A 26,448-nucleotide genomic window follows, 5' to 3' on the forward strand; every position below is an offset into this window, starting at 1 on the left:
CACACCCGATCCCCGCGCCATGTACCTGCCCCGCTCGCCCTTGCGCCATGCCGATGTCGACCCCGGCCGCCCGGTGATCTGGACCGTCAGCGTCTCGCGCCTGACCGGCCTGCTGGGCGATGTCATTCCCGAATTCGACCGCCGCGCCCGCATCGAGCAGATCAACCTCGGCTTCGAGGAAGCAGTGGACGTGATCGGCCAGCGCCTGCGCCGCGAGCACTGCGACGTGGTGATCGCCGGCGGCTCCAACGCAGCTTGGTTGCGCGGGCGCCTGGACCTGCCGCTGGTGCCGATCCAGGCCAACGGTTTCGATCTGATGGAAGCACTGGCTCGGGCACGCCGCATCGCCCCACGCATCGGGCTGGTCACCCACGCCAGCGACGTGCCGGTGTTCAGCAGCTTCCAGCAGAGCTTCGGCCTGGACATCGAGCATCGCCGTTTCGTCACCCGCGAAGACGCCCGCGACTGTATCGCCGACCTGCGCGCCAACGGCATCGAAGTGATCGTCGGCACCGGTATGGCCATCGACCATGCCGAACAGGCCGGCCTGCCCGGCGTACTGCTGTATTCGGCCGATTCGGTGCGGCAGGCGTTCGAGCACGCGCTGGAACTGACCCAGACCCTGGCACGCTCGGCGGACGCGCGCCCGGCTACGCGCCGACGGGCCGCACCGCGCGCCGATGCGCATGCCCTGCTCGGCGACAGCAACGCGATGGCCGACGTGCGCGCGCAGATCGCGCTGTACGCCCCGCACGACAGCACCGTACTGGTCACCGGCGAGACCGGCACCGGCAAGGAACTGGTAGCGCGGCAGCTGCATGCGGCCAGCGGCCGACGGGGTCGCTTCGTCGCACTGAACTGCGGCGCGATCAGCGAATCGCTGCTGGAAGCGGAACTGTTCGGCTACAGCGATGGCGCCTTCACTGGTGCGCGGCGCGGTGGTCGCGTCGGCCTGGTCGAGGCCGCCGACGGCGGTACATTGTTCCTGGATGAGATCGGCGAACTGCCGCTGCCGTTGCAGACCCGCCTGCTGCGCGTGCTGGAAGAACGCGAGGTGCTGCGCGTCGGTGCAACCGAACCGACGCCCGTCGACCTGCGCGTGGTCGCCGCCACCCTGCAATCGCTGGAACAGCGCGCGGCGGCTGGCAGCTTCCGTCGCGATCTGTATTACCGGCTGGCCGCGTTGCGCATCGCGTTGCCCACTCTGCGCGCGCGTCGCAGCGATATCCCGCTGCTGACCACGCACTTCTTCCGCGAACTGCGCGGCATCGATGCACCGCTGGATGCAGAAGCGCTGGCCCTGCTCGGCGCAGCCGATTGGCCGGGCAATGTGCGTGAACTGCGCAATCTGGTGGATCGGCTGCGCATCCACTGGCAGCCCGGTGAAGGGCTGATCGATGCCGCGCGACTGCTGCAGCTGGCGCCGGAGCTGTTGAACGAAGGCGTCGCGGCACTACCGGTGGAAAGCAACGGCAAGCGACCGCCGCGTGCGCAGCTGGAGGCGCTGCTGCAGGAACACCGCAATGACCGCGAAGGCATGGCACAGGCGCTGGGCGTATCGCGCACCACGCTGTGGCGGTGGCTGCGCGCGGAGGGGTTGTAGAAGTCGAGCTTGCCCGACTGCTTCATCTAAGCCGCCCGATCATCATCGTTGATGTACCAAACGATGAAATCTACGAAGTTCTTCCAACGGGCCGGGGCTTCACCTGAAAGAAACTGATCATGCCGAGCCAGGTAATAGTCATGCACCTCTTCCGTTCGCACATCGTACAAATACATCCCCTCACCTTCGTCAGATGACAACGGAAGAAAATCCGCTGGGAGCTCGTACCGATCCCGAACGTACTCGGCCTGGTCTGGAATCTTCGGAATTCCGGGTCCAACAATGCGCAACAACTCAAGCTTCCCGTGCATGGGAGGCAGCGCGCCGTTGATCGCCATGTAGAACATCCACATATTGGAGCGAGGTCCAACGCCCAAACGATGCATGGCCTCTGCCGTCGAAGCGCAATCAAGATTCTGGCGATCCGGGCATGCGCGATTCACACGCTGGATCACATCATCCATCCCCATTCCAATTGCCTTCGTGTCACTCAATTTTCATCGCCTCCAGCGCGCTTCGATGGCAAACAGGCCACTGCCCACTGCGGAAATCCATAGCAGCAATACGCCCAACGGCACTTCGCTGAGATAGAAGAACCAGCTCAGCCAATCCAGCATGCCCAACCCGGCCGGAATGCGCGCGACGCCATCGGTCAGCGCCGCCACCGCGCAGATCGCTGCCAGCAGCAGGGCCGAAGGCCGACTCAGCAGGCCCAGCACCAGCAGGCCGCCCGCAATCCACTCGATCGCGCCGAGCACCGGCGCGCTGAACACCGGGAATGGGATGCCCGCGTCGACCAGCGTATGCACCATGCGCTCGCGCCCGGCGTCGGTGAACACCTTGTTCCAGCCAGATACGCAGAACATCACACCTGCCACGATGCGCGCGAGCAGCAACAGGAGTGCTTCCACGCCACGGCGCGGTGGAGGCACGGCAAGCAGGCAATGCCAGGAGGGCATGGCAGTTCCGGAAGTCAAGGACATTTCGGAGAGTGTGCCCGCGGCCTGCCTGCTCGCACATGAAGCGGACCAGTCCATTAGCGACAAACGCAGATTTCTGTAGAGCCGAGCCCATGCTCGGCTGATGCTCTCGAAGGAGCAGCCGAGCGTGGGCTCGGCTCTACAGCAGCCCGAGCACCACCCCGACTTACGGGTACAGCAGCCGCTTGCTCCAGCGCCCTTCGGCACCGGCTTCATAACACCAGCGCTCGTGCAGGCGGAACTGCGCGCCGTACCAGAACTCGATGCGGTCAGGCACCACGCGCAGGCCACTCCAACCGTCCGGGCGCGGCACATCCTTGCCGTCGAAGCGCGCCTCGACCTCGGCCACGCGTGCGTCGAACTCCTCGCGCGTGTTCAACGTCTTCGACTGCAGCGAGGCCCACGCGCCGATCTGGCTCATGCGCGGACGGCTGGCAAAATAGGCATCGGCTTCGGCATCGGCCACCTGCTCCACGCTCCCCTCGATGCGCACCTGGATGCCAGCCTCGCGCAGGCTGCGCCACAGGAACAGCAGCGCCGCCTGCGGATTGGCCTGCAGTTCGGCGCCCTTGTGGCTGTCCAGATGGGTGTAGAACACGAAGCCGCGCTCGTCGAACGCCTTCAGCAACACAGTTCGCGCCGACGGCCGGCCCTGCGTATCGGCAGTGGCCACGGTCATCGCATTGGGCTCCACCTCACGGCTCTGTTTCGCTTCTTCAAACAGGGCGGCAAAGGTCGACAGGGCTTCGGCGTACAGGTCGCTCATGACAGCATTCTTCTCACACGGTTTGGGCTATTGTGGCGGCATGGTCGCTGCTGCGTACATGCCCCAGGTGAAAGGATTCCCCGAAACAGTGGTCGAGCAGGCGCTGGATGACGCGCTGGGCAGCAGCACAGCCGTTCCAGTATTGGCGATCAGCGGCCTGCAGGGGAGCGGCAAATCGACGCTGGCCGCGCAGGTGGTCGCCCGTGCCCATGCCCGTGGCCTGAACGCCGCAACGCTCTCCATCGACGATGTCTACCTGACCCGCGCGCAGCGCCAGCGCCTGGCGCGTCAGGTACATCCCTTGTTGATCACCCGTGGCCCGCCGGGCACCCACGACCTGCCGCTGGCGCATGCGGTACTGGATGCAGTGGCCGCACGACAGCCGCTGGCCCTGCCCCGATTCGACAAACTGGCCGACGAGCGCCTGCCCGAAGCGCAGTGGCCGCAGCTCGAAAAGCCGCTGGACCTGCTGGTGTTCGAGGGCTGGTTCCTCGGCACTCCGGCGCAGGACGCTTCCGAACTGGACCCTCCCCTCAACGCACTCGAGCGCGAGGCCGATGCCGATGGCCGCTGGCGGCGCTGGTGCAACCAGGCGCTGGCCCGCGACTATCCGGCGCTGTGGCAGCGCTGCGACCGTCTGTGGTTCCTGCAGCCCCCGGATTTCTCGGTGGTGCCGCGTTGGCGCTGGCAGCAGGAGCAGAACCTGCAGGCGGCCCAGCCCGGCCGGCACGGCATGAGCCGGCCGCAGCTGGAGCGCTTCGTGCAGTACTACGAGCGGGTCAGCCGGCAGGCATTGCGTGCGCTGCCGGCCATTGCCGACCGGATGCTGGTGCTGGATGCGCAGCGCCAAGTGCAGGCGCTGCGCTGAGCAGGCTCACTCCACCAGGAAGGTGATCCGCAGGTTCACCCGCCATTCGGTGATCTCACCGTTGCCGTCGGTGACCACCTTGGTCTCGTTGATCCAGGCGCCCTGGATGCCCTTGACCGTCCCGGACACCTTCTTCAATCCGCTGCGCACCGCGTCCTCCACGCTCTTGGGCGAGGACGCATTGATTTCGATGACCTTGGCAACCGACATGGCAGGTACTCCGTCAGGCGCGGGAAACCCCGCAGGAACCTCCACCCTGACGTGAAGAACGTAAAGGCCAAGGCACGGAGGTGTTAGCATCAGAGGGCATGAATCCCGCTCCGAACCTGATCCTGATCGGCCCGATGGGCGCCGGTAAAACCTGCATCGGCCGCCGCCTCGCCGAGCGCTTCACGCTGGACTTCGTCGACGTCGACCAGGCCATCGTCGATGCGACCGGGGCCAGCATCCCCACGATCTTCGAACACTCCGGCGAGGCCGGCTTCCGCGCCCATGAGCGCCAGGCACTGGCACAGGTGCTGGCCGGCCGTGGCCAGCTGGTGTCCACCGGCGGTGGTGCCGTGCTCGACCCGGACAATCGCGCCCTGATCGCCCGGCGTGGCTTTGTCGTCTACCTCCGGGTCAGCGTCGCGGCCCAGCTGGAGCGCCTGTCACGCGACAAGGCGCGCCCCCTGCTGCAGCGGCCGGACCGCGAACAGGTACTGCAGGATCTGGCCGCGCATCGCGACCCGCTGTATCGCGACCTGGCCGATGTCACCCTTGATACCGACCCGTTTACTGCAGCCGATGCGACCGCCCAGCTTGTGCTCAAGCTGGCCACGCACTGGCAGCGACAGGACCCCACTGCATGACTTCCCCTGCCCTGCTGCAGGTCGCCGTTGGCGGCGACCGCCCCTATTCCATCACCATTGGCGCCGGCGCCCAGGCCGACGGTTCCGCGCTGGCCAACCATGTACGCGGCCGCCATGTGCTGCTGGTCAGCGACAGCGAGGTTGCGCCGCGCTATCTGGATGCCGTCAGGCAGACCCTGCTGGCCGCACGCCCGGACCTGATCGTGGGTGAGCACGTGCTCGCTGCCGGCGAAGCCTCCAAGACCCTGGCCGAGTTCGGCTCGGTCATCGAGGCGCTGGCTGCGCTCGGCGCAACCCGTGATGCCTGCGTGTTCGCCCTCGGCGGCGGTGTGGTCGGCGACCTTGCCGGCTTTGCCGCGGCCTGCTGGATGCGCGGCGTCGACTGCGTGCAGCTGCCGACCACGCTGCTGGCGATGGTCGACTCCTCGGTGGGCGGCAAGACCGCCGTGGATATCCCGGCCGGCAAGAATCTGGTCGGCGCGTTCCATCCGCCGCGTGCGGTGATCGCCGATACCCGCGTGCTGACCACCCTGCCGCCGCGTGAGCTGCGCGCCGGCCTGGCTGAAGTGGTGAAGTACGGTGCGCTGGGTGATGCGCTTTTCTTCGAGTGGTTGCAGCAGCATGCCGACGCCCTGGTGGCCGGCGAGGATGCCGTGATCGCCGAAGCCATCGCCCGCAGCTGCCGGCACAAGGCGGCGATCGTCGAGCGCGATCCCTTCGAGAAGGGCGAACGCGCCCTGCTCAACCTCGGCCACACCTTCGGCCACGCCATCGAAACCGAACAGGGCTACTCCGCACCGGGGCGCGATGCGCTCAACCACGGTGAGGCCGTAGCGGTGGGCATGGTGCTGGCCGCCCGCCTCTCCACCCAGCTGGGCCTGGCCGAGGACGCCGACCGTGTGCGCCTGCAGGCCCTGTTGGAGCAGTTGGGCCTGCCGGTGGCAATCCCCGCCGGACTGGACCCGCAGGCCCTGCTCGGCCGCATGCGCCTGGACAAGAAGAACGTGGCCGGCCGTCTGCGCCTGGTGCTGTGGCGCGGCATGGGCCGTGCCGAAGTGGTGCCGGATGTGGATGAAGCGGCGGTACTGAAGGTGCTGGGCGAAGGCTGACCGCTTCCGCGTTCGCCGGGCATGGCCCGGTGCTACCGGGGAGGTTTCATGAGGTTGCCGGCCAGCGGCCGGCACTACCGCGTTGCGGCAGGGGTCACACCACCCCCGCTACAATCGACGCCATGCACGTCCACCTGCAACAACCCGCCGACGGTGCCCAGGCACCGCGCTTCCTGCGCCTGACCTTGGTCCCGGACCTGTTCGGCGGCTGGGAGCTGCTGCGCGAATCCGGCCGCGTCGGCGCCCGCTCGCAGCTGCGGCGCGAGCTGTACCTCAAGGCCGACGAAGCCCGCCACGCCTACGAGAAGGCCCGCGATGCCGAACTGCATCGGGGCTTCCAGATTCTTTCGCACGGCGACTGACTGCGCCGCTGCCCTTTTCGCCCAAGGAATGCCCACTGTGACCAGCCCTCTCCGCAACGATCGCCTGCTGCGCGCCCTGCGCCGCGAACCGGTGGACTGCACCCCCGTCTGGCTGATGCGCCAGGCCGGCCGCTACCTGCCGGAATATCGCGCCACCCGGGCCAAGGCCGGCAGCTTCCTGGCCATGGCCAAGAACCCGGAGATCGCCTGCGAAGTCACCCTGCAGCCGCTGCGCCGCTTCCCGCTGGACGCGGCCATCCTGTTCTCGGACATCCTCACCATTCCCGATGCAATGGGCCTGGAGCTGTACTTCGTCGAAGGCGAAGGCCCGAAGTTCCGCCACCCGGTGCGCGATGAAGCGGCCATCGCCAGGCTGGCGGTCCCGGACATGGAACAGGACCTGGGCTACGTAATGGACGCGGTGCGCCTGATCCGCCGCGAACTGGACGGCCAGGTGCCGCTGATCGGTTTCTCCGGCAGCCCGTGGACGTTGGCCTGCTACATGGTCGAAGGCGGCGGCAGCAAGGATTTCGCGCGCATCAAGGCGATGGCGCTGAATCATCCGCAGGCCCTGCACCGTCTGCTGGAGGTAACCACCGACGCGGTGATCGCCTATCTCGGCGCGCAGCGCGCCGCCGGTGCGCAGGCCCTGCAGGTGTTCGACACCTGGGGTGGCGTGCTGTCGCCGGCAATGTACCGCGAGTTCTCGCTGCGCTATCTGCAGCGCATCGCCGAAGGCCTGGAGCGCGGCGAAGGCAGCGAGCGCACGCCGCTGATCCTGTTCGGCAAGGGCACCGGCCTGCACCTGGAAGCGCTGTCGCAGACCGGCGCCGATGCGCTCGGCCTGGACTGGACGCTGGACCTGGATGAAGCACTGCGCCGCACCGGGGGGCGCGTAGCCCTGCAGGGCAACCTGGACCCGACCACGCTGTATGCCTCGCCCGATGCGATCGCCGCGGCGGCCGCACGTGTGCTCGACACCTATGCCGCCGGCAATGGCGGTTCGCGCGAGGGCCATGTGTTCAACCTCGGCCACGGCATGTCGCCGGACATGGACCCGGCCCATGTACAGGTGCTGGTCGACGCGGTGCACGCGCACAGCCAACGCTGAGCATTCCGCATGCAGTCGCGGCGCGATGTTGATCGCGCCGTGACCCGCAGTGCGCGATCATGGTGCCCCCACGTTGCACCGGCCCCACCCCATGTCCACAGCGCCATCGACCTACACCCGCCAGCGCCCACTGCTGTGGCTGGTGTCCTTGGCGATCTTCATGCAGATGCTGGACTCGACCATCGTCAACACGGCGCTGCCGGCGATGGCGGCCAGCCTCGGCGAAAGCCCCCTGCAGATGCAGTCGGTGGTCTTCAGCTACGCACTGGCCGTGGCCACCTTCATCCCCGCCTCCGGCTGGATCGCCGACCGCTACGGCACCCGTCGCACCTTCCTGGTAGCGATCATCCTGTTCACCCTCGGCTCGCTGGCCTGCGCCTTGGCCCAGCACCTGCACCAGCTGGTCGGCGCACGCGTGCTGCAGGGCATCGGTGGCGCGATGCTGCTGCCGGTCGGGCGCCTGGCGGTGATGCGCTCGGTGCCTCGCGAGGACTTTCTGCGTGCGATGAGCTTCATCGCCATCCCCGCACTGGTCGGTCCGCTGATCGGCCCGACCCTGGGCGGCTGGCTGGTCGAAATCGCATCATGGCACTGGGTGTTCCTGATCAACCTGCCGATCGGCGTCATCGGCTTCATCGCAGCGATGAAGATCATGCCCGACCACTACGCCAGCCACCGCACCCGTTTCGACCTGCGCGGCTACGCCATGCTGGCCTTTGCGATGGTGGTGCTGTCGCTGGCGCTGGATGGCATCTCCGGGCTCGGCACACCGCACGCGCTGGTGATGCTGATGACCGTGGCCGGCCTGGCTGCGCTGGTCGGCTACTGGCTGCACGCGGCCAATTCAACCGCACCGCTGTTCTCGCTGGCGCTGTTCCGCGTGCCCAGCTATCGCATCGGCATTCTCGGCAACCTGTTCTCGCGCATCGGCAGCAGTGCCATGCCGATGCTGATTCCGCTGCTGCTGCAGGTCGGCCTTGGCCTGGGGCCGATGAACGCCGGCCTGATGATGGTGCCGGTGGCGGCCGCGGGCATGGTGTCGAAGAAGTTGGCGGTGAAGCTGGTTGAACGCTACGGCTATCGCCGCGTACTGATGACCAACACCGTGCTGGTCGGCCTGGCGATGGCCAGCTTCATCCTGATGACACCGGGCCAGCACCTGAGCGTGCGCCTGCTGCAGCTGGCGTTCTTCGGTGCGGTCAATTCGCTGCAGTTCACCGTGATGAACACCGTCACCCTGCGCGACCTGGATCGTGAGTTCGCCAGTTCCGGCAACAGCCTGCTGTCGATGGTGATGATGCTCGCCGCCGGCTTCGGTGCGGCTGCTGCAGGCAGCCTGCTGGCCGCGTTCGGTACGCAGCTGGAAGGCCACGGCGCGACGGCGGCGCTGCACGCCACGTTCCTGTGCGTCGGCGCGATCACCCTGACCTCGACGCTGATCTTCTGGCAGCTGCCCGACACCAAGCCGGAGCCGCGCGAGGTCGAGCACGTAGCGGAGTAGTGGGTTCGGCAGGGCTGCGCCCTGCACCTGCAGAGGCCACTGCGCAAGCAACAGCAACGGCAACGGCAACAGCAACAGCGGGCTATCCGTGGGATGGCGGGGCGGTGTCGGATTGCGGGGACGCCGCAAGTACGTCCCTGTAGGCTTGGCCGCGGCATCCATGCCGCGGACACCCCGCAATCCGACACCGCCCCACCTTCGACAGATTTCCGGTGGCTGATGGATCCACGCCATGCGTGAATCCATGTCCATCGAGATAGAATATTTCGACAATTGAACGAACAGCATCCACGCATGGCGTGGATCTACAGTGTCGACCAAGGTCGACACCCACCAACAGCAACACAGAACGCCGTTCCGACAGATCGCGGAAATCTGTCGAAGGCGGGGTGGGTCCGGTTGCGGGGGCGTGAGCGCCATGGATGGCGCGACCGAGCTTACATGGACGTACTTGCAGCGTCCCCCGAACCGGACCCACCCCGCCATCCCACGGATAGCCAGCTGTTGCTGTTGCTTCGGCCGTTGCTGTTGCCTCTGCAGGTGCAGGGCGCAGCCCTGCCGAACTTCTACCGCCCCAGCACGCGGGCGATCGCTTCCACCAGCAGCTCACCGGTCACCGGCTTGCGCAGGAAACCACCGATGCCGGCCGCTTCCACCTGCTGCTGCAGATCGGGGTCGGTACGTGCGGTCACTGCCAGCAGCGGCAGCGTGTAGCCCTGGTTGCGCAGATGCTGGGCGAGTTCGAAACCGCTCAGGCCCGGAAGATCCAGATCAAGCAGGCCGACATCGAAATCACCTGCGCTGATCTCACGCAGTGCGGCCAGCGCGTGGGCGGCGTGGACCACCTCATGGCCACGGGTCGCGAGCAGGCCACACATCACATCGGCCACGGTCGCATCGTCCTCCACCAGCAACACCCGCAGCGGTGACATGTTGACCGCGGCAGCAGCGGCATCACTGTCGGCACCTCCGTCGCTGGCCGCACCCTGTTGCAGCGGCAGCGGCAGGCTGACACCGAAGCAGGTACCGCTGCCCAGTTGGCTTTCCACGCGGATCCGGCCCTGCATGGCCAGTGCCAGCTCGCGGCAGATCGCCAGGCCCAGGCCGCTGCCACCGTACTGCGCGGCCGTGCGCGCGCCGTCAGCCTGCTCGAAGCGCCGGAACAACCGTTGCTGTTGCTCCTGGCTGATGCCCGGTCCGGTATCGCGCACTTCGAAATGCAACCCGCGCGGCCCTTCCTCGCAGCGCGCGTGCAGCGTGATGCTGCCGCGGCTGGTGAACTTGACCGCGTTGGACAGCAGGTTGAGCAGGATCTGCCGCACCCGCATCGCATCGCCGGTCGCCTGCAGCCCTGCAGGCAGCTGGTTGTCGAGGATGAAGCGCAAGCCCTTCTGCGCGGCGAGCGGCCCCATCAGCGCGGCCAGATCCTGCAGCAGACGATTGAGACCGAACGCATTGGATTGCAGTTCCAGGCGCCCCGATTCGATCCGCGCCAGATCCAGCGCATCGTTGACCAGATGCAGCAGGTGCTCACCGGCGTGCCGGATCGACTGGGTATAGCCGCGCTGCTGCGGATCCAGCGGCGAGGCCAGCAACAGCTCACTCATGCCCAGCACGCCGGTCATCGGCGTGCGGATTTCATGGCCGAGATTGGCGAGGAACCGGGTCTTGGCCGCCGAGGCGTGTTCGGCCAGGTCCTGCTTGTGCAGAGCGAGCTGGTAGGCGTGCTGGCGCTGCAGCCGGCGCCGGTACAACCAGGCGAACCAGCTGGTCAGCAGCAACGCAATCGAGGCCAGCACCAGCAGCCCGGACAAGCTGCGCCACCATGGCGGCTGCACGTGGAATTCCAGGGTCTGCACCCGCGACCACACGTGGTCGGCCGAGCGCGCCTGCACTTCCAGCCGGTAGGCCCCGGGTGGCAGGCGCGAGAACAGGCGCTCGCCTGCCGGGCCCACCTCGACCCAATCAGGGTCATAGCCGGCCAACCGGTAGCGGTAGGTGTTGGAGGCCGAATCGGCGAAGGACAGCAGGCGCGCGACGATACGCAGGTCGCGGTCGCCATCGGCGATCTGCAGCGGCGTGTCATGGGTCAGGTCCAGCAACTGTTCGTTGCGGCGCACCTCCACCCGCTCGATCACCAGCGGCGCACGCCGGGTGGAAGGCCGCACCTGCTCGGGATCGAACACCACCACACCGGCGGGGGTACCCGCCACCATGCGCCCAGCGGCGGAGGCAATCAGGGTGTGTTCGCGGAACTCCTGGCTGGGAAGCCCATCGTGCACCCCGTACAGGCGTACGCTCTCGCCATCGGCACTCACCCGCACCAGGCCGCGGGCACTGGTGGCCCACGCCACGCCCTGTGCGTCAACGACCAGCCCAGTGGCGGAAATCGCCGGATAGCCCTGCTCCGTGCCCACCACCGCCTGCCGTTCCAACCTGCCCTGGCTCCAGAGATACCGCGACAGGCGGCCATCCTCGGACAACCAGATCTGCCCATCCTTGCCGACGTGCAGGGCATACACTGCCGTGGCCGGCGCACCCGGCACCGGCTGGAAGCGCTGCGCATCCGGTTGCCACTGCAGCAGGCCACGGCTGCTGGCCAGCCAGATCCGGTCCTGCGGGCCGCATTCCACGTCAAGATTGAGCTGGCCGGCCTGCAGACCATCCTGACCGTTGTCCAGCTGCCGGCGCACATGCCCATCCAGGTCACGCTGCTGCAGGCCCGCTGCCAGCATCAACCACAGGCTGTCACCATCACAGGTCATCATCGCCTCGATGTTGCCTTCCATGGTCGCGTCGGCACCGGCATCCCGGCCCCAGCGCCGCAGCTCGCCCCGGCGCGGGTCGTAGCGCATCAAGGCGTCGGTCGAACCCACCCACACCCGTCCCTGCCGGTCTTCGCGCACCGACGTCAGCCAGTGCATGCCATTGACGAAAGTGCGGTGCTGCTCGATCACGCCCGTGCGCGGATTGAAACGGTCCAGCGCGCCATGGCTGCCGACGGTCCACACGCCGCCATTGCTGGAGGGGCTGGTACCCAGCACATAGGAATTGCGCAGCGAGGACGGATCATCCTCCAGCCGCGAGAACACCGAGAACTGCCACCAGCGCGGCAGCAGATGCCACAGGCCGGCATTGGTGCTGGCCAGCCAGATGCCGCCTTCGCGATCCTCATAGGCGCCGGTCCAGTTCGGCCGCACCAGGCCACGAGCGATGGCGCTGTAAAGCGGCACTGTCTGGTACCGTCCATCGATGCCCCGGCCCAGGCCGCTGCGCGTATCCAGCCAGTGCCCACCCTGCTCGTCGCGCAGCATCATGCCCAGCACCTGGTCGCCGGCCGGCAATGTCCAAGGAACGGATTCGAAACGGCCATCCGGGCGGCGCACCGTGGCCCCGGCCAGCGTGCTGATCCAGAGGCTGCCGTCCGGTTCTGCGGTCAGTCCATTGATCAGCAGGCTGGGCACCAGGTCGCCGCCGATGCGTTCGAAATCGGTGCCGGTCCAGCGCGCCACGCCATGCTTGGTGCCGACCCACAGGCTGCCATCGGCAAGCGTGGCCAGGTACGGCACCGACGCGGCCGGGACACTGCGCGGGTTGTTCGCTTCGGGCAGGAACCGCTGCAGGCGATCATTGCTGTCCAGCCGGTACAGGCCGCCTTCGTGGGTGCCGAACCAGATCGCGCCATCCGGCGTTGCAGCCAGGCTCCAGACCGTGTTGCTGCCCATCAGCGGCTGGCTGCTGCGGTCGTAGAAGCGCAGCTGCCGGCGATCGGCCGACATCCGCACCAGGCCGGCATTTTCAGTGCCGATCCACAACTCGTTGCGGGCATCGACCAGCACGCTCCAGATGCGGTTGTCGCGCAGGCCGTCCTCGGAACGCCAGATGCGGTAGTTGCGCCCGTCGTAGCGCGCCAGGCCATCGTTGGTGGCAATCCACAGGTAGCCGTAGCGGTCTTCGGCCATGCGGTTGACGGTGTTGGACGGCAACCCATCGAACACGGTGACCTGCCGCGGCGAAGGTGGCACCGGCTGCGCGGCAGCGGGCGCCAGGCAGCACAGCAGCAGCATCAGCAGCGTCACTGCCCGCAGATACACCACCGATGGCCTCCTCACGCTGCTGTTGATGATGCCCACGCCGTGGGCGTCGGCATGGTAAACCGAAAGTTGCGGGATTCACGCCGCAGGATGCCGTACTCAGCTGATGATCTGGCGTTTATTGCGCGCCTGGGCAATCGCCGCCACCAGCAGATCGCCGGTCACCGGCTTGCGCAGGAAACCATCGAATCCGGCCGCAAGCACCTGGGTCTCGGCATAGGCATCCGAGCGCGCGGTAACGGCCACCAACGGCAGCTCGTAGCCCATCGCGCGCAGCTGGCGGGCGATGGCGGTGCCGTCGAGTGCCGGCAGGTCGAGGTCGAGCAGGCCGACATCGAATCCCTCTGTGGATATCTCCGACAGTGCGCCCAGGCCATGCAGCACGTGTACCACCTCATGGCCGCGGCCGCGCAGCAGGCCAGCGATGACCTCGGCAACGGTTGCATCGTCCTCGACCAGCAGGATGCGCAGTGCAGGCAGGGTCGGCGACGCTGCCTCACCAGGGCTGGAGGCCTGCTGCCGGCTCCATGGCAGCGGCAACCGCACTGCGAAACGTGCGCCGCGCCCCGGCTGGCTGTCGACATCGATGCGGCCGCCCATCGCCACGGCCAGCTCCTGGCAGATCGCCAGACCCAGCCCGCTGCCGCCATAACGCGAGGCGGTGCGCGGGCCATCGGCCTGTTCGAAGCGGTGGAACAGGCGCTGCTGCTGTTCGGCATTGATGCCCGGCCCGCTGTCGCTGACTTCAAAGGTCACCGCACCACCGTCCTCGTCCAGGCGCGCCGCCAGACCGACATGGCCGCGCTCGGTGAACTTGATCGCGTTGCCCAGCAGGTTCAGCAGGATCTGGCGGACGCGCATCTCATCGCCACTGACGCAGATCGGGCCAGGCAGTGCATCCCCGCGTTGGAAAGCCAGCCTGCGCTGTTGTGCCATCGGCTGCATCAATGCCTGCACCTGGGCCAGCAGTGCGCCCAGGTCGAACGGCCGGATGTCCAGTTCAAGCCGGCCGGCCTCGATCCGTGCCAGGTCCAACGCATCATTGACCAGCCGCAGCAGATGGCTGCCGGCCTGCTGGATGGAGCCTGCATAGCTGCGCTGCACCGGGTCCAGTTCGGTGGCCAGCAGCAGTTCGCTCATGCCCAGTACGCCGGTCATCGGCGTGCGCACTTCGTGGCCCAGGGTCGCCAGGAAGCGGCTCTTGGCCTGCGATGCCTGCTCGGCGATCTGCTGCTTGTGCACCGTCAACTGCCACTGCTGGCGCCGCCGCAGCCGCCTGCGGATCGACCACAGCAGTGCCAACAGCAACAGCGAGCCCAGCATCACGTAGCCGAAGATCGCCATGCCGCTGCGCCACCAGGGCGGCAACACCTTGATGTGCAACTGCTGCGAGGGTGTCCACGGGCCACTGGCCGATGCGGCCTGCACCTCGATCGAATAGGCCCCGGGCGGCAGCCGCGACAACGTACGCTGGCCATCCCCGCCCTGTTCCACCCAGTTCTGGTCGTAGCCCTCCACGCGGAACCGGTAGCGGTTGCCCTGCGGGTTGGCATAGGACAACAGCCGCGCATCGATCTGCAGGTCACGGTCATCGGGCCCCAGCAACAGCAGGCCGGAGGTCGGCAAGGGCTGCCAGCCGCGCGCATCATCACGACGCACGCGCACCTGCGCGATCACCAGCTGCGACGGCGGAAGTTCGACGTCGGCGGCATTCGGATCGAAGCCCACCATGCCGGTCTGGGTAACGGCCAGCACCCGGCCATCCGCATCGATCGCCGGCGGGCGTCCGGTGAATTCGGCATCGAGCAGGCCATCGCGCTCATTGAATATCTGCAGGCGACGCTGTTTCGGATCCCAGCGCAGCAGGCCACGCGGTGTCGTCGCCCACAACTGCCCGTTCGCAGCCAGGGCCAGCCCACCCATGCTGACCGGCGGCACGCCGGCGCCAGCATCGACGCGCTGGATCAGGCGCAGGCTGAGGCCATCCCACTGGTAGCGTTCAAATGCGCCTTGGCGTGCGATCCACATCTGCCGGGGATCGATCCACACCAGATCGTAGATCGGGCCCCTGGAAACGCCGGGTACCGCTTCGAAGCGGTCACCCTGCTCGCGCAGGATGCCCATTTCCCCCATCACCCAGGCCCGCCCCGTGGCATCGAAGCGGATCTGTTCGACCGGCGCATCGGTGTTGCCACGCAGCGTCGCGCCATCGAAAGTGCGCAACAGGCGGCCCTCGGCACTGCGCTGCTGCAGGCCCAGATTCATCACCGACACCCAGACCGTGCCATCAGGCGCCTGCCGCATCAGATCGATCCGCTGCCGCAGGTCGGAGCCGCCGCCGATGCGCCAGTCGCGCAGCGCACGGGTGGCCGGGTCATAGACGCTGATGCGTCCCGCGCGGCCCAGCCACAGCCGCCCATCGGGACGTGGCAGCACCGACCACACCGCGCCACCGCCGAGCTCGCGGTCGCTGGCCAGCAGCCTCAACGTCCCCTGCGCATCGATCTGGTAGACACCATGGGCAGAGCCAACGTAGTAGCTGCGACCGTCACTGGCGGCGCTCAACAGGTACTGGCTGTCGAGCGGTTTGCCATCAAGCTGGTACCAGGTCGAAAAACGCCGCCAGTCTGGCGGAAGGTAGGCCAGGCCCTGGGTCAACAACGCGACCCACAGACCTCCTTCATGATCCTGCAGCAGGTCGAGCACGCCACTATGGCCCGTCAGGAAGCCACTGCCACGGTCGCCTTCCAGCTTGCGCAGCACCTGGCCGTCACCGCGCAGCAGGCCATCGGAGGTTCCCGCCCAGTAGCCTCCGCGGCTGTCGGGCAGCACCAGTGCCGAACGCAGGCCGGCGCTGTCGGCCCAGGCAGGTCGCGTTACCCGATCCTGCGCATCGATGCGGTACAGGCCGTCGTTCTGTGTGCCGACCCAGACTGCGCCATCGGCATCGCGGCTCAGCCGCAGCACGCTGACTGCCGCCAGTTCGCGCGGCGCCACGGCTTCAAAGGCATGGCCGTTCCAGCGCGCCACGCCGGTTTCGGTTCCCACCCACAGCCGTCCCTGCGCATCGACCAGGCTGCTGAAAACGGTGTCGCTCGGCAGTCCGCCAGGCTGCGCCGGATCATGCTGGAAATGGCGCAGCGAGCCGTCTTCGCCGAAGCGGCAGACCCCATGGCTGCTGCTGCCGATCCATAGCGCATCCTCGGCATAGGCCAGCGTCCAGAACTGTCCCTGGCAGCCGTCGGTGACGGAATCGAAGGTCTTGAAGCGCTCGCGATCGGCATCCAGGCGGGCCAGCCCCTTGCCGTTGATGCCGACCCATACCCGGTCGAGCGGGTCGACCAGCAGGGTTTCGATCTCGTTGCCGGGCAGCGAATCCGGTTGTGCCGGGTCGTGCTGCCACACCCGCAGTTCACCACCGTCATAGCGGGCCAGGCCGCCGTCGGTGGCAGCCCACACACGGCCCTGTCGGTCTTCGGCCAGCGCGACCACCATGCGCGAGGGCAATCCCTCGGCCGCGCCGAAACGGCGCAGGCGCGGCGTTTCGCCGGCCATGTCCAAGGTCGCGGCTGCAGCGGAAAGCGCCAACAGCACCAGACCTGCTCCTGCAATGCCTTGGCACCACCGGCGCCAGCCGCTCGTCATCCTGAACCCCCTGTCCTGTGCCGATTGTCACACAGGGCTGCAGCCATCGCTGCAACAGCCTGTTTCCGGCCACATCGGCACCACGAACTGTTGCAGCCGTGGACACAGCGTTGCGCAGGGGCTATGGGTATGATCGAACAGTCTTTTTCCCGGAGTCCACCGCCGATGCGCCACTGCCTGGCCCTGCTGCCGATGCTGCTTGCCGTCGCCCCCGCCTGGGCAGGCAACGATGCCTACCGCATCGATCCGGTACACACCCGGGTGCTGTTCGCCATCGACCATGCCGGCTACTCGCAGGCGCTGGGTACGATCTCCGGAAGCCAGGGCCAGCTGCAGTTCGATAGCGACAACTGGCGCGATGCGACACTGGACGTCGAGATTCCGGTAGCACGACTGGACCTTGGCGATGCCAAGTGGAACCAGGCCACGCTGGCGCGCAGCCTGCTCGACGGCGAACGCTTTCCCACCGCCCGCTTCGTTTCCCACCATGTTGAACCGATCGACGCGAAACGTGCCCACGTGACCGGGACACTGACCCTGCGCGGCGTCAGCCAGGAAGTCACGCTCGAGGTGACCTTGAACCAGGTCAAACGCTATCCGCTGCCGCCGTTCCGGCGTACTGCAGGGTTCTCCGCCACCACGACACTGAGCCGCCGCGCCTTCGGCATCACCGCCTGGCCGGGCGTGATCGGCGATGCGGTGCAGGTGCGGATCGAGGCTGAAGCCACGCTCGACCGCAGCGATTCTCCGGGAACTCCTGCGCCCCAACCCCACTCCGACAGCCAGACGGCCACCAAGGACCCTTCATGACCGCCAAGAACACCCCCGCCGCCTGGGGGAGTGTCAGCCAGACCCTGCACTGGCTGATCGCATTGCTGATTCTCGCCCTGGGCATCGTCGGCCTGACCATGGGCGAGCTGCCGAAGACGCCCAAGTACTTCTGGGTCTATACCGCGCACAAGTCGATCGGCATCACCGTGCTGGCACTGGTGGTGCTGCGCCTGGGCTGGCGCCTGTATGCCGGTGCCCCCAAGCCGGTACCGGGCGTGCCGAGCTGGCAGGAGCGCATCGCCAGCGCCACCCATGTGCTGCTGTATGTGCTGATGTTCGCCATCCCGTTGTCGGGCTGGATATACGACTCGGCCAGCGGCCTGCGCCCGTTCCGCTGGTTCGGTCTGGTCGAAGTACCCAAGCTGAGCGGACCGGACCCGCAGGTCGTGGCGGTTTCCCATGCCCTGCACGAATACGGCTTCTGGCTGTTGATCGCGGTGGTACTGGCCCATGCCGGTGCTGCCTTCTACCACCACCTGTTCCAGCGCGATGCCACCCTGTCCCGGATGTTGCCGCGTGGCTGGCTCGCCTCTCCCCAGAAGGACTGACCGATGAACCTGAAACTGACCACCCCGGCCGCCGTGGCCGCCGCCCTCGCCGGCATGCTGGCCACCGCACCGGTGCTCGCCGCCGATTACGCCCAGGCGCCAGGTGCCGGTTCGTTCCTGGCCTTTGCCACCAAGTACGACGGTGAAGTGTTCACCGGCAGCTTCCCGGGCTTCGCCACCAAGCTCAGCTTCGACCCGGCCAATCCGGCTGCGGGTTCGCTGGACGTGGTGATTCCGCTGGCCGGCGCCAAGAGCGGCAACAGCGACCGCGACTCCACCCTGCAGGGCGCGGACTTCTTCAGCGTCGGCAAGTTCGCTACCGCACGCTACACCGCCAAGGGTTTCCGCGCGCTCGGCAACGACCAGTTCGCCGCCGATGGCACGCTGGAACTGCGCGGCGTCAGCAAGCCGGTCACCTTCACCTTCACCTGGAAGCCCGGCGCACAGCCGGTGCTGACCGGCAAGGCGACGGTCAAGCGCCTGGACTTCGGTGTCGGCGGCGGCGACTGGGCCGATACCAAGACCATCCCCGACGAAACGGCGATCAGCACGATCGTGAAGTTCGACGCGAAATAAGACGCCCTGGCGTCCGCGGTAGCGCCGGGCCATGCCCGGCGGCTTCCCCCGATGGCCGCGCTACGCGCTCGCCGGGCATGGCCCGGCGCTACCTGCCCGCAGCCAACCAGGCCTGCACCGCAGCCGCATCGAACGGCCAGTCCAGCTCCCGCCCGCCGGTCTCATCACGCAGCACCGGCACGCGCGCCCCATAGCGCGCCTCCAGCGCCGGCTGGTCATCGAGGAACACCGATTCGAACTCGGGCGCCCGCGCCTTGGCCAGTTCGGCCAGGGCCATGTCACACAGATGGCAGTCGTCACGCTGGAACAGGGTCAACACCGGGGTTTGCTCCCTTGGCGGAAATGCTGCGCCGCAGCCATGGAAGCGCGGCGTGAACCGCTAGAATAGCGGTCTCTCCCGGTACCCGCAGTACGGCAACCATGGCTGTCAGCACGTTCGACGTTTTCAAGATCGGCATTGGCCCGAGCTCCTCGCACACCGTCGGGCCGATGAGGGCCGCCGAGCGTTTCATCCATCGCTGGCTGCTCGACCCGGGCAAGCTGGAGGAGGTCGCACGCATCCGTGCCGATGTGTACGGCTCGCTGGCGCTGACCGGTCGCGGCCACGGCACCGACAAGGCGATCCTGCTGGGCCTGGAAGGGCAGCGTCCGAACCTGATCGACCCGGACATCATCCCGTCCACGCTGGAGCGAATCCGCAGCAGCAAGCGGATCATGCTGATGGGCCAGCACGAGATCGCCTTCGACGAAAAGCGCGACCTCGGCCTGAACAAGCGGCAGAAGCTGCCCTACCACACCAACGGCATGCGCTTCACCGCGTACAACGCCGATGACGAAGTGCTGGCCACCCGCGATTACTACTCGGTCGGCGGCGGCTTCGTGGTCAACCAGGACGACGCGGCCGATGACCGCATCGTGCCTGATGAAACGCCGTTGCCCTACCCGTTCAAGAGCGGCGACGAGCTGCTGGCGCAGACCGCACGCAGTGGCCTGAGCATCGCCCAGTTGATGTTCGAGAACGAGAAGTGCTGGCGCACGGAAGACGAGATCCGCGACAACCTGCGCGAGATCTGGAGCGCGATGCAGGCCTGCGTGGCGCGCGGCATCCGTGAGGAAGGCGTGCTGCCCGGTGGCCTGAAAGTGGGCCGCCGCGCACCGGCGCTGTACCGCGAACTGTCATCGAAGCCGGAAGCGGCGATGCGTGATCCGCTGACCACGCTGGACTGGGTCAACCTGTACGCACTGGCCGTGAATGAAGAGAACGCCGCCGGTGGCCGCGTGGTCACCGCACCCACCAACGGCGCGGCGGGCGTACTGCCGGCGGTGCTGCACTACTTCGACCGCTTCTGCCCCGGCGCGAACGAGCAGCGGGTGTTCGACTTCCTGCTGACCTCGGCGGCGATCGGCATCCTGTACAAGGAAAACGCCTCGATCTCCGGCGCCGAAGTGGGCTGCCAGGGCGAGGTCGGCGTGGCCTGTTCGATGGCCGCCGGTGGCCTGGTCGCGGCGCTGGGTGGCAACCCGAGCCAGATCGAGAACGCGGCGGAAATCGGCATGGAGCACAACCTGGGCCTGACCTGCGATCCGATCGGTGGCCTGGTGCAGATTCCGTGCATCGAGCGCAACGCGATGGGTGCGGTGAAGGCGATCAACGCCTCGCGCATGGCCATGCGCGGCGACGGCAAGCACAAGGTGTCGCTGGACAAAGTCATCAAGACCATGCGCGACACCGGCCGCGACATGCAGGACAAATACAAGGAAACCAGCCGCGGCGGGCTGGCGGTGAACGTCATCGAGTGCTGATGGTTGGCGCAGCCAGGCATGGCCTGGCTCTACTGTGCAGCCGAGCATGGCCTCGGCTCTACAGCGGACAACACCGTCCCCGCTTTCCGGTTAGGCTCGGGCATCCCCTGCTCCGGAATGTCCCATGCGTGTGATCGCTGCTGCCCTGCTTGCCTGCGTTCCGTTGTCCGCTCTCGCTGCGCCGGCCTACGGGCCGCGGCTGGAGGGGTTCGATTACGGCTATCCGGTGAAGACCTTTGCGTTGGAATCGCAGCGCCAGCCGCTGGAGATGGCCTATCTGGATGTCGCGCCGAAGAAGAAGCCGATCGGCGTGGTGGTGCTGCTGCATGGCAAGAACTTCTGTGCAGCGACCTGGAAGGAGACGATCAAGCCACTGGTGGCTGCAGGCTACCGGGTGATCGCACCGGACCAGGTGGGTTTCTGCAAATCGAGCAAGCCCGAGCGCTACCAGTATTCATTCGGGCAGCTGGCCGACAACACCCATGCGTTGTTGCAGCAGCTGCAGTTGGATGACGTGCCGGTGCATGTGGTCGGTCATTCGATGGGCGGCATGCTGGCCATCCGCTATGCGCTGATGTATCCGCAGGAACTGCGCAGTCTGTCGCTGGTCAATCCGATCGGGCTGGAGGACTGGAAGGCGCTGGGCGTGCCCTGGCGCAGCGTGGACGCGTGGTATGCCGGCGAAATGAACATCAGCTATGACAGCATCCGCCGCTACCAGCTGGACGTGTACTACGACGGCAAGTGGAAGCCGGCGTACGAACCGTGGGCGCGCATGCAGTCAGGCATGTACGAAGGCCCGGGCAAGCAGCAGGTCGCCTGGAGCCAGGCGTTGACCTCGGACATGGTGTTCAACCAACCCGTCGTCCATGAACTGAAGAACCTGCAGGTGCCGACCACCTTGTTCATCGGCCAGAAGGACCGCACGGCGATCGGCCGTGACCAGGCATCACCCGAACTGAAGGCGACGCTGGGCAACTACCCGGCACTGGGCAAGGCGGCAGCGGCGGCGATACCCGGCTCGACCCTGGTCGAGTTCGCGGCACTGGGCCATTCGCCGCAGGTGCAGGACCCGAAGCAGTTCAATGCGGCGTTGCTGAAGTCGCTGAAGGCGCGTTGACGTTCCATGACCGCCGGGCATGGCCCGGCGCTACCAGGATCGGTATCGGTAGCGCCGGGCCATGCCCGGCGAGCGCAGCGGCGGCTGGGGTCAACCCACGATCCGCAGCACGTCATCCAGCAGCGCCGCTGCGGTGACTTCCGCACCCGCGCCCGGCCCCTGGATCAACAGCGGCTGCGCGCGGTAGCGATCGCTGTGGATGGCCACGCGGTTGTCGGTGCCCGCGCCCTGTGCCAGCGGATGGTCGGCCGCCAGCTCACGCAGGCCTACCTGCGCACCCTCACCATCCACACGTCCGACAAAACGCAGCACCCGACCGTTCGCGCGCGCCTGCTGCCAACGCGCCTGCAGCGGTGCATCCAGCTGCTCCAGCGCATTCACTGCATCATCCAGCGGCAACGCCGCGAGCGTATCCGGCACCAGTGAATCGACCTGCACCTGCGAAGCGTCCAGCGCCAAGCCGCTGCTGCGCGCGAGGATCAACAACTTGCGGCGCACATCCTCGCCGGACAGGTCCAGTCGCGGGTCCGGCTCGGTGTAGCCGGCCGCCAGCGCTTCACGCACCGCTGCCGAGAACGGTGACTGGCCGTCATACCGATTGAACAGCCACGCCAGCGAGCCGGAAAGTACGCCTTCGATGGCATGGATGTGGTCGCCACCGGCAACCAGCGCACGCAGGCTGCTGAGCAACGGCAGGCCGGCGCCGACGGTGGCACTGTCGCCGTAGCGCGCACCGCTGTCGGCGCAACGGTCGGCGATGGCCTGCGCACGCGACAGCTGCGCGCCACGGCCGAGCTTGTTGGCGGTCACCACGTGCACGCCGCGCGCCAACCACTGCACATGGCGCGCCGCTACGTCTTCGCTGGCGGTGGCATCGACCACTACGTCACCACGCTCCAGCCCTTCGGCGCTGGCCCACGGTGGCGAACTCTGCCCATCGCGCGGCGCACGGCGTGCCAGTTCCAGCGGCAACGCCAGATCACGGTCGATCGCCAGCGCCGTGCGCGAATTGGCCAGCCACTGCACGCTGGGCAACTCCAGCCCACGTGCCTGCAGCGCCTGGTAGCGCTGTACGAAGGCCGAACCGACGGTGCCGGTTCCGAGCAGCGCCAAGCGGCCGGTACCCAGCAGCGGAATTTCGACAGGCAAAGCGCTCATGCGTCTGCCACCTGTTTGCCACGCGCCACCGCATCTATCACCGCCCCGGCGCGCGCCAGTGCAGCGCCCAGATCCGCCAGCAGGTCACGCTCGCCTTCGATGCCGACCGACAACCGCAGCAGGCCTTCGCTGATGCCCGCAGCAGTGCGCGCTTCGGCCGTCATCGCCGCGTGGGTCATGGTTGCCGGGTGCGCGATCAGGCTCTCCACGCCCCCAAGCGACTCGGCCAGCGTGAAGTAACGCAGGCCATCGACAAACGCACGCACAGCAGCATGCGGATCATCGCCGGCACAGCTGGCCAGTTCGAAGGACAGCATCGCGCCGAAACCACTCTGCTGGCGGGCGGCAACGGCGTGGCCCGGATGATCGGCCAGGCCCGGGTAGTAGACCTTGGCCACCGCCGGATGCGCATCGAGCAGTGCCACGATCGCGGCGGTGTTTTCCTGGTGCGCGCGCAGGCGCGCGTCCAGCGTACGCAGGCCGCGCAGGGTCAGGAACGCATCGAACGGTGAACCGGTAAGGCCCAGTGCATTGCCCCACCACACCAGCTGTTCGTGCACGGCGGGATCGCGGGCAATCACCGCACCACCGACCACGTCGCTGTGGCCGTTGATGTACTTGGTGGTGGAGTGCAGCACCACGTCCGCACCGAACGACAGGGGCTGCTGCAATGCCGGCGACAGGAATGTGTTGTCGACCACCACCAGCGCACCGGCTTTGTGCGCGGCATCGATCACGAAGCGCAGGTCGGTGATGCGCAGCAGCGGGTTGGACGGCGTTTCCACCAGCACCAGCTTCGGCTGCGTGGCCAGCGCCTGGGCCAGCGCGCGCGGGTCGGTCAGGTCGGCGGTAACCAGTTCGAAATGGCCCTTCTTCGCCAGCGCGTTGAACAGACGCCAACTGCCGCCGTACGCGTCATGCGGCACCACCAGGGTGTCGCCGGGCTGCAGCAGTGCGTTCAGCACCAGGTTGATCGCACCCATGCCGGTGGCAGTCACCACGCCGCCGGCGCCGCCTTCCAGTTCGGCCAGCGCTTCGCCCAGCAGGTCGCGCGTGGGATTGCCACTGCGGGTGTAGTCGTACTGGCGCTTGTTGCCGAAGCCTTCAAAGCTGAAGTTCGACGACAGCACGATCGGCGGCGTGACCGCGCCATGGGCGGTGTCCCGATCGATGCCGGCGCGGACGGCGGCGGTGGTGCGACAACAGGACGGTTCAGCGGCGTGCAGGCTCATGCGGACTCTCCAGAAGTGCGGAAGGCGGTGGCGAGGATCGCGTCGATGCGATCGGTTTCTTTCAGGAAGGCGTCGTGGCCGTAGGGCGAGCGCAGCACGCGCAGGCTGCCACGCGGGCCCAGTCCCTCGACCAGGCCGACCAGGTCGGCAAGCGGTACCAGGCGGTCGCCTTCAACGGCAACCACCACGGTCGGCGGCAGGATCGCGCTCGGGTCCACGCGGTGCAGGTCGATCGACTCGGACAGACGCAGGTAGGCATTGACCGGCGTGCGCGCCACGTACTGCGCGCCAGCGGCGTCGAGGTAATCTTCGGCGGCGACCCGGACGCGGCCATTGACCACTTCCGGTGCTGCGTCGAAGCGCTCGCCGAATTCTTCCGGCGTGCGATAGCTGAGCATCGCGAACTGACGAGCCAGCGCCAGGCCGTGGTCTTCGCCACACTGCAGCTGGCCCAGCGCCACAGCACGGCGCTGCAGCGCACGCCAGGCAGCGGCATACGGATGCGGGCGATGTGCGCCGCTGACCAGCACCAGCTGGCGGACCCGTGCACGGTGGCGGATCGCGAACTGCTGGCCGACCAGTGCACCATACGAATAGCCGACGAACGCCTTCAGCGCGCGGATGCCGAGGTGGTCCAGCAGCAATGCCAGCGCATCGGCCTGGTCGGCGGTATCGATCGGCACATCCAACGCACCGTCGGCGCCGATGAAATCGAACGCGAGCACGCGCAGCTGCTGCGGATCCAGTGCGCGACCACTGCCGACCAGGCCTTCGGCCCAGCCCTTCTCGGGGAACTGCGCATTGGAGGCCACATGGCGGTGCGCGGAGATGCCGCCGGCCAGCACCACCACCGGTGCGTTGACCGGACCGACCCACTCGTAGCGCAGGCGCACCGGGCAAGGGCCGGCATGACGCATCGACAGCACAGCGGCGAACTCGCCGCGCTCGGCGTGCACGCGGTCATCGACCGGCACGCTGACGGGGACAAAGGGTTCGGGGCGAAGCACGGTGCTGGTGGCGAAGCTCATGGCGGGTTCCGGTAGGGAAATCGGCCATCGAGCCTTCGCGGGGCTCGCGTTCGAAATGCACGTGGTGTGCAGGTTCGAACCATCTTTCGGTGGACGCCACGGTCCCCGCAGGATTTGGCACCTACGCAGGCGCTTTCGCGTCTGCGGGCTGCCCCGGCTTCAAAGGGCCTGTCCCTCTGCCGGTCTCGATGGTGGAGCCACGATGCCAGTCCTTTCCGGGCATGTCAATCCCTTCATGCGGATAAAGAGATGAATAAGCGGAGCGCCCGCCGCCCTTCCCCCTTCCCAACAGCTTGCGTAGAGTCCCGGCGGTCCATGTCGCTGGAGCCATCGATGCGCCGTTTGCCCCTGTCCTGCCTGCTGCTGCCCCTGTTGGTGAGCGCCTCCGCGAACGCCGCCGACTGGCGCCAGGGCTGGGGAATGGTGCCGAAGACTGCAGCCGAGGCTGCGCCGCAAGCGGCGTCGATGGCGCGCCTGCGGCTGCAGCCGATCGGCGACCAGTGGCAGGCGCGGATCGACAATCCGCTGTCCGGCCCGGTGCAGATCGAGCTGCGCGCGGCCCCCGGCACGCAGGTGGAGGGCCTGCCGTTGCAGTCGCTGGTGCAGGCCACCGGCAGTCTGGTGGTGGGCCACCTTGCCTCCCCTTCCAGCGGCAAGGCACTGGACCTTCGCCTGCAGTCGGTGCCGGGCAATCCGGCCGCGCGCGCCGAAGACGTCGCCTATCGCCTGCCGTTCGAGGCCGTCCAGCTGCGTGTGGACCAGGCCCCGCAGGGCCGGTTCAGCCACGATGACGAGGAGAACCGCGACGCCATCGACTTTGCCCTGCCCGAAGCAACGCAGGTCCTGGCCGCCCGCGAGGGCACGGTGATGCAGGTACAGGACGGTTTCCGCGGCAATGGCCTGGATCGTGAACGCGATGCCGGACGCGCCAACTTCGTTCGCATCCTGCACAGCGACGGCAGCATGGCGATGTACGCCCACCTGCAGGCCGGCGGCATGCGGGTCCGGCCAGGCCAGGCCGTGCAGGCTGGCCAGCCGATCGGCCTGTCCGGCAACAGTGGCTACAGCACCGCACCGCACCTGCACTTCGTGGTGCAGCTCAACCGGGGCATGGGCCTGCGCTCGGTGCCGGTGCGCATCCTCGCCCCGCAGGGCGAATTGCACTTCGCCCGCGAGGGCAGCGGCGACGCCAGCGCCGGGCGCTGACCCGCCGACGCCGGCAGGCCGGTATAATCGGGCGCTTATCTCTTTGAAAAGCGCCC

Annotated in this window: 23 protein-coding genes and 1 riboswitch; of the genes, 13 read left to right on the forward strand and 10 right to left on the reverse strand. The window is 67.4% G+C overall.

Annotation, left to right across the window (positions count from 1 at the left end; translation table 11 throughout):
* The first annotated feature begins 19 nt into the window (after nucleotides 1–19).
* Complete coding sequence (prpR, locus tag CR156_RS13775; protein WP_100553239.1) at nucleotides 20–1,603, forward strand: propionate catabolism operon regulatory protein PrpR; 1,584 nt, start codon at nucleotides 20–22, stop codon at nucleotides 1,601–1,603.
* 26 nt (nucleotides 1,604–1,629) lie between these two features.
* Here prpR and CR156_RS13780 read toward each other — a convergent pair whose 3' ends face one another.
* The 3 genes from CR156_RS13780 to pdxH all read right to left on the reverse strand — a co-directional run bounded on the left by CR156_RS13780 (nucleotide 1,630) and on the right by pdxH (nucleotide 3,349).
* Nucleotides 1,630–2,067 carry an SMI1/KNR4 family protein gene (locus CR156_RS13780; RefSeq protein WP_243381830.1) on the reverse strand — a complete coding sequence of 146 codons (438 nt, stop codon included), beginning with the start codon at nucleotides 2,065–2,067 and terminating at the stop codon, nucleotides 1,630–1,632.
* Nucleotides 2,068–2,100: 33 nt separating this feature from the next.
* Entirely contained in the window at nucleotides 2,101–2,562 is a 462-nt protein-coding gene (locus CR156_RS13785) for a DoxX family protein (RefSeq protein WP_100553241.1), read from the reverse strand.
* 187 nt (nucleotides 2,563–2,749) lie between these two features.
* The gene (gene pdxH, locus CR156_RS13790) at nucleotides 2,750–3,349 is read right to left on the reverse strand and encodes a pyridoxamine 5'-phosphate oxidase (RefSeq protein WP_089236475.1); all 600 of its coding nucleotides are present in this window, start codon (nucleotides 3,347–3,349) and stop codon (nucleotides 2,750–2,752) included.
* A gap of 40 nt (nucleotides 3,350–3,389) precedes the next feature.
* Between pdxH and CR156_RS13795 the strand changes: the two genes are divergently transcribed.
* Nucleotides 3,390–4,217, forward strand: a complete 828-nt coding sequence (locus CR156_RS13795; RefSeq protein WP_100553242.1) for a kinase — start codon at nucleotides 3,390–3,392, stop codon at nucleotides 4,215–4,217.
* 6 nt (nucleotides 4,218–4,223) lie between these two features.
* On the opposite strand, the gene CR156_RS13800 is transcribed toward CR156_RS13795, so the two are convergent.
* Complete coding sequence (locus CR156_RS13800) at nucleotides 4,224–4,427, reverse strand: dodecin family protein (protein WP_049465447.1); 204 nt, start codon at nucleotides 4,425–4,427, stop codon at nucleotides 4,224–4,226.
* 98 nt (nucleotides 4,428–4,525) lie between these two features.
* Here CR156_RS13800 and CR156_RS13805 point away from each other — a divergent pair, with 98 nt between their 5' ends.
* The 5 genes from CR156_RS13805 (at nucleotide 4,526) to mdtD (ending at nucleotide 9,151) form a co-directional block, all read left to right on the forward strand.
* The gene (locus CR156_RS13805) at nucleotides 4,526–5,068 is read left to right on the forward strand and encodes a shikimate kinase (protein WP_100553243.1); all 543 of its coding nucleotides are present in this window, start codon (nucleotides 4,526–4,528) and stop codon (nucleotides 5,066–5,068) included.
* Nucleotides 5,065–6,177 (forward strand): 3-dehydroquinate synthase, encoded by a 1,113-nt coding sequence (gene aroB / locus CR156_RS13810; protein WP_100553244.1) that lies wholly within the window; start codon nucleotides 5,065–5,067, stop codon nucleotides 6,175–6,177. Before CR156_RS13805 ends, aroB begins: the two co-directional genes overlap by 4 nt.
* 122 nt (nucleotides 6,178–6,299) lie before the next feature.
* Entirely contained in the window at nucleotides 6,300–6,539 is a 240-nt protein-coding gene (locus tag CR156_RS13815; protein WP_099818886.1) for a WGR domain-containing protein, read from the forward strand.
* A 28-nt stretch (nucleotides 6,540–6,567) separates the two neighbouring features.
* Entirely contained in the window at nucleotides 6,568–7,650 is a 1,083-nt protein-coding gene (gene hemE, locus CR156_RS13820; RefSeq protein WP_032951968.1) for a uroporphyrinogen decarboxylase, read from the forward strand.
* Nucleotides 7,651–7,741: 91 nt separating this feature from the next.
* Complete coding sequence (mdtD, locus tag CR156_RS13825; RefSeq protein ID WP_100553245.1) at nucleotides 7,742–9,151, forward strand: multidrug transporter subunit MdtD; 1,410 nt, start codon at nucleotides 7,742–7,744, stop codon at nucleotides 9,149–9,151.
* 566 nt (nucleotides 9,152–9,717) lie between these two features.
* Here mdtD and CR156_RS13840 read toward each other — a convergent pair.
* Entirely contained in the window at nucleotides 9,718–13,248 is a 3,531-nt protein-coding gene (locus CR156_RS13840) for a hybrid sensor histidine kinase/response regulator (RefSeq protein WP_100553246.1), read from the reverse strand.
* 96 nt (nucleotides 13,249–13,344) lie between these two features.
* Nucleotides 13,345–16,890: a sensor histidine kinase gene (locus CR156_RS13845; RefSeq protein ID WP_100553247.1), complete on the reverse strand. Its 3,546-nt coding sequence runs from the start codon at nucleotides 16,888–16,890 to the stop codon at nucleotides 13,345–13,347.
* 165 nt (nucleotides 16,891–17,055) lie between these two features.
* Between CR156_RS13845 and CR156_RS13850 the strand changes: the two genes are divergently transcribed.
* The 3 genes from CR156_RS13850 to CR156_RS13860 are packed head-to-tail and all read left to right on the forward strand — an operon-like array spanning nucleotide 17,056 to nucleotide 18,845.
* Complete coding sequence (locus CR156_RS13850; RefSeq protein ID WP_100553248.1) at nucleotides 17,056–17,700, forward strand: YceI family protein; 645 nt, start codon at nucleotides 17,056–17,058, stop codon at nucleotides 17,698–17,700.
* A complete protein-coding gene (locus CR156_RS13855) occupies nucleotides 17,697–18,269 on the forward strand; it encodes a cytochrome b (protein ID WP_100553249.1) in 573 nt (190 codons plus the stop codon). The genes CR156_RS13850 and CR156_RS13855 overlap by 4 nt, the downstream gene beginning before the upstream one ends.
* A 3-nt stretch (nucleotides 18,270–18,272) precedes the next feature.
* Nucleotides 18,273–18,845, forward strand: coding sequence for a YceI family protein (locus tag CR156_RS13860; RefSeq protein ID WP_100553250.1), 573 nt, complete (start codon nucleotides 18,273–18,275; stop codon nucleotides 18,843–18,845).
* Between the two features lie 88 nt (nucleotides 18,846–18,933).
* Here the strand turns inward: CR156_RS13860 and CR156_RS13865 are convergent, their stop codons facing one another.
* A complete protein-coding gene (locus CR156_RS13865; RefSeq protein WP_100553251.1) occupies nucleotides 18,934–19,164 on the reverse strand; it encodes a glutaredoxin family protein in 231 nt (76 codons plus the stop codon).
* Nucleotides 19,165–19,265: 101 nt separating this feature from the next.
* Between CR156_RS13865 and CR156_RS13870 the strand changes: the two genes are divergently transcribed.
* Nucleotides 19,266–20,648: an L-serine ammonia-lyase gene (locus CR156_RS13870; RefSeq protein ID WP_100553252.1), complete on the forward strand. Its 1,383-nt coding sequence runs from the start codon at nucleotides 19,266–19,268 to the stop codon at nucleotides 20,646–20,648.
* 124 nt (nucleotides 20,649–20,772) lie between these two features.
* The gene (locus CR156_RS13875; protein ID WP_100553253.1) at nucleotides 20,773–21,768 is read left to right on the forward strand and encodes an alpha/beta fold hydrolase; all 996 of its coding nucleotides are present in this window, start codon (nucleotides 20,773–20,775) and stop codon (nucleotides 21,766–21,768) included.
* A 90-nt stretch (nucleotides 21,769–21,858) separates the two neighbouring features.
* Here the strand turns inward: CR156_RS13875 and CR156_RS13880 are convergent, their stop codons facing one another.
* Genes CR156_RS13880 through metX form a run of 3 tightly spaced genes read right to left on the reverse strand, consistent with a single transcriptional unit; the run spans nucleotide 21,859 to nucleotide 25,186 of the window.
* Nucleotides 21,859–22,926: a homoserine dehydrogenase family protein gene (locus CR156_RS13880; RefSeq protein WP_100553254.1), complete on the reverse strand. Its 1,068-nt coding sequence runs from the start codon at nucleotides 22,924–22,926 to the stop codon at nucleotides 21,859–21,861.
* Entirely contained in the window at nucleotides 22,923–24,158 is a 1,236-nt protein-coding gene (locus tag CR156_RS13885) for an O-succinylhomoserine (thiol)-lyase (protein ID WP_100553255.1), read from the reverse strand. Before CR156_RS13885 ends, CR156_RS13880 begins: the two co-directional genes overlap by 4 nt.
* Nucleotides 24,155–25,186: a homoserine O-succinyltransferase MetX gene (gene metX / locus CR156_RS13890; RefSeq protein ID WP_100553256.1), complete on the reverse strand. Its 1,032-nt coding sequence runs from the start codon at nucleotides 25,184–25,186 to the stop codon at nucleotides 24,155–24,157. Before metX ends, CR156_RS13885 begins: the two co-directional genes overlap by 4 nt.
* A 76-nt stretch (nucleotides 25,187–25,262) precedes the next feature.
* Nucleotides 25,263–25,381: riboswitch (SAM riboswitch) on the reverse strand.
* Between the two features lie 138 nt (nucleotides 25,382–25,519).
* On the opposite strand from metX, the gene CR156_RS13895 reads away from it, so the two are divergent.
* Nucleotides 25,520–26,392, forward strand: a complete 873-nt coding sequence (locus CR156_RS13895) for a M23 family metallopeptidase (protein WP_100553257.1) — start codon at nucleotides 25,520–25,522, stop codon at nucleotides 26,390–26,392.
* The last annotated feature ends 56 nt before the right edge of the window (nucleotides 26,393–26,448 follow it).

The organism is Stenotrophomonas lactitubi, from assembly GCF_002803515.1.
Classification (GTDB): domain Bacteria; phylum Pseudomonadota; class Gammaproteobacteria; order Xanthomonadales; family Xanthomonadaceae; genus Stenotrophomonas; species Stenotrophomonas lactitubi.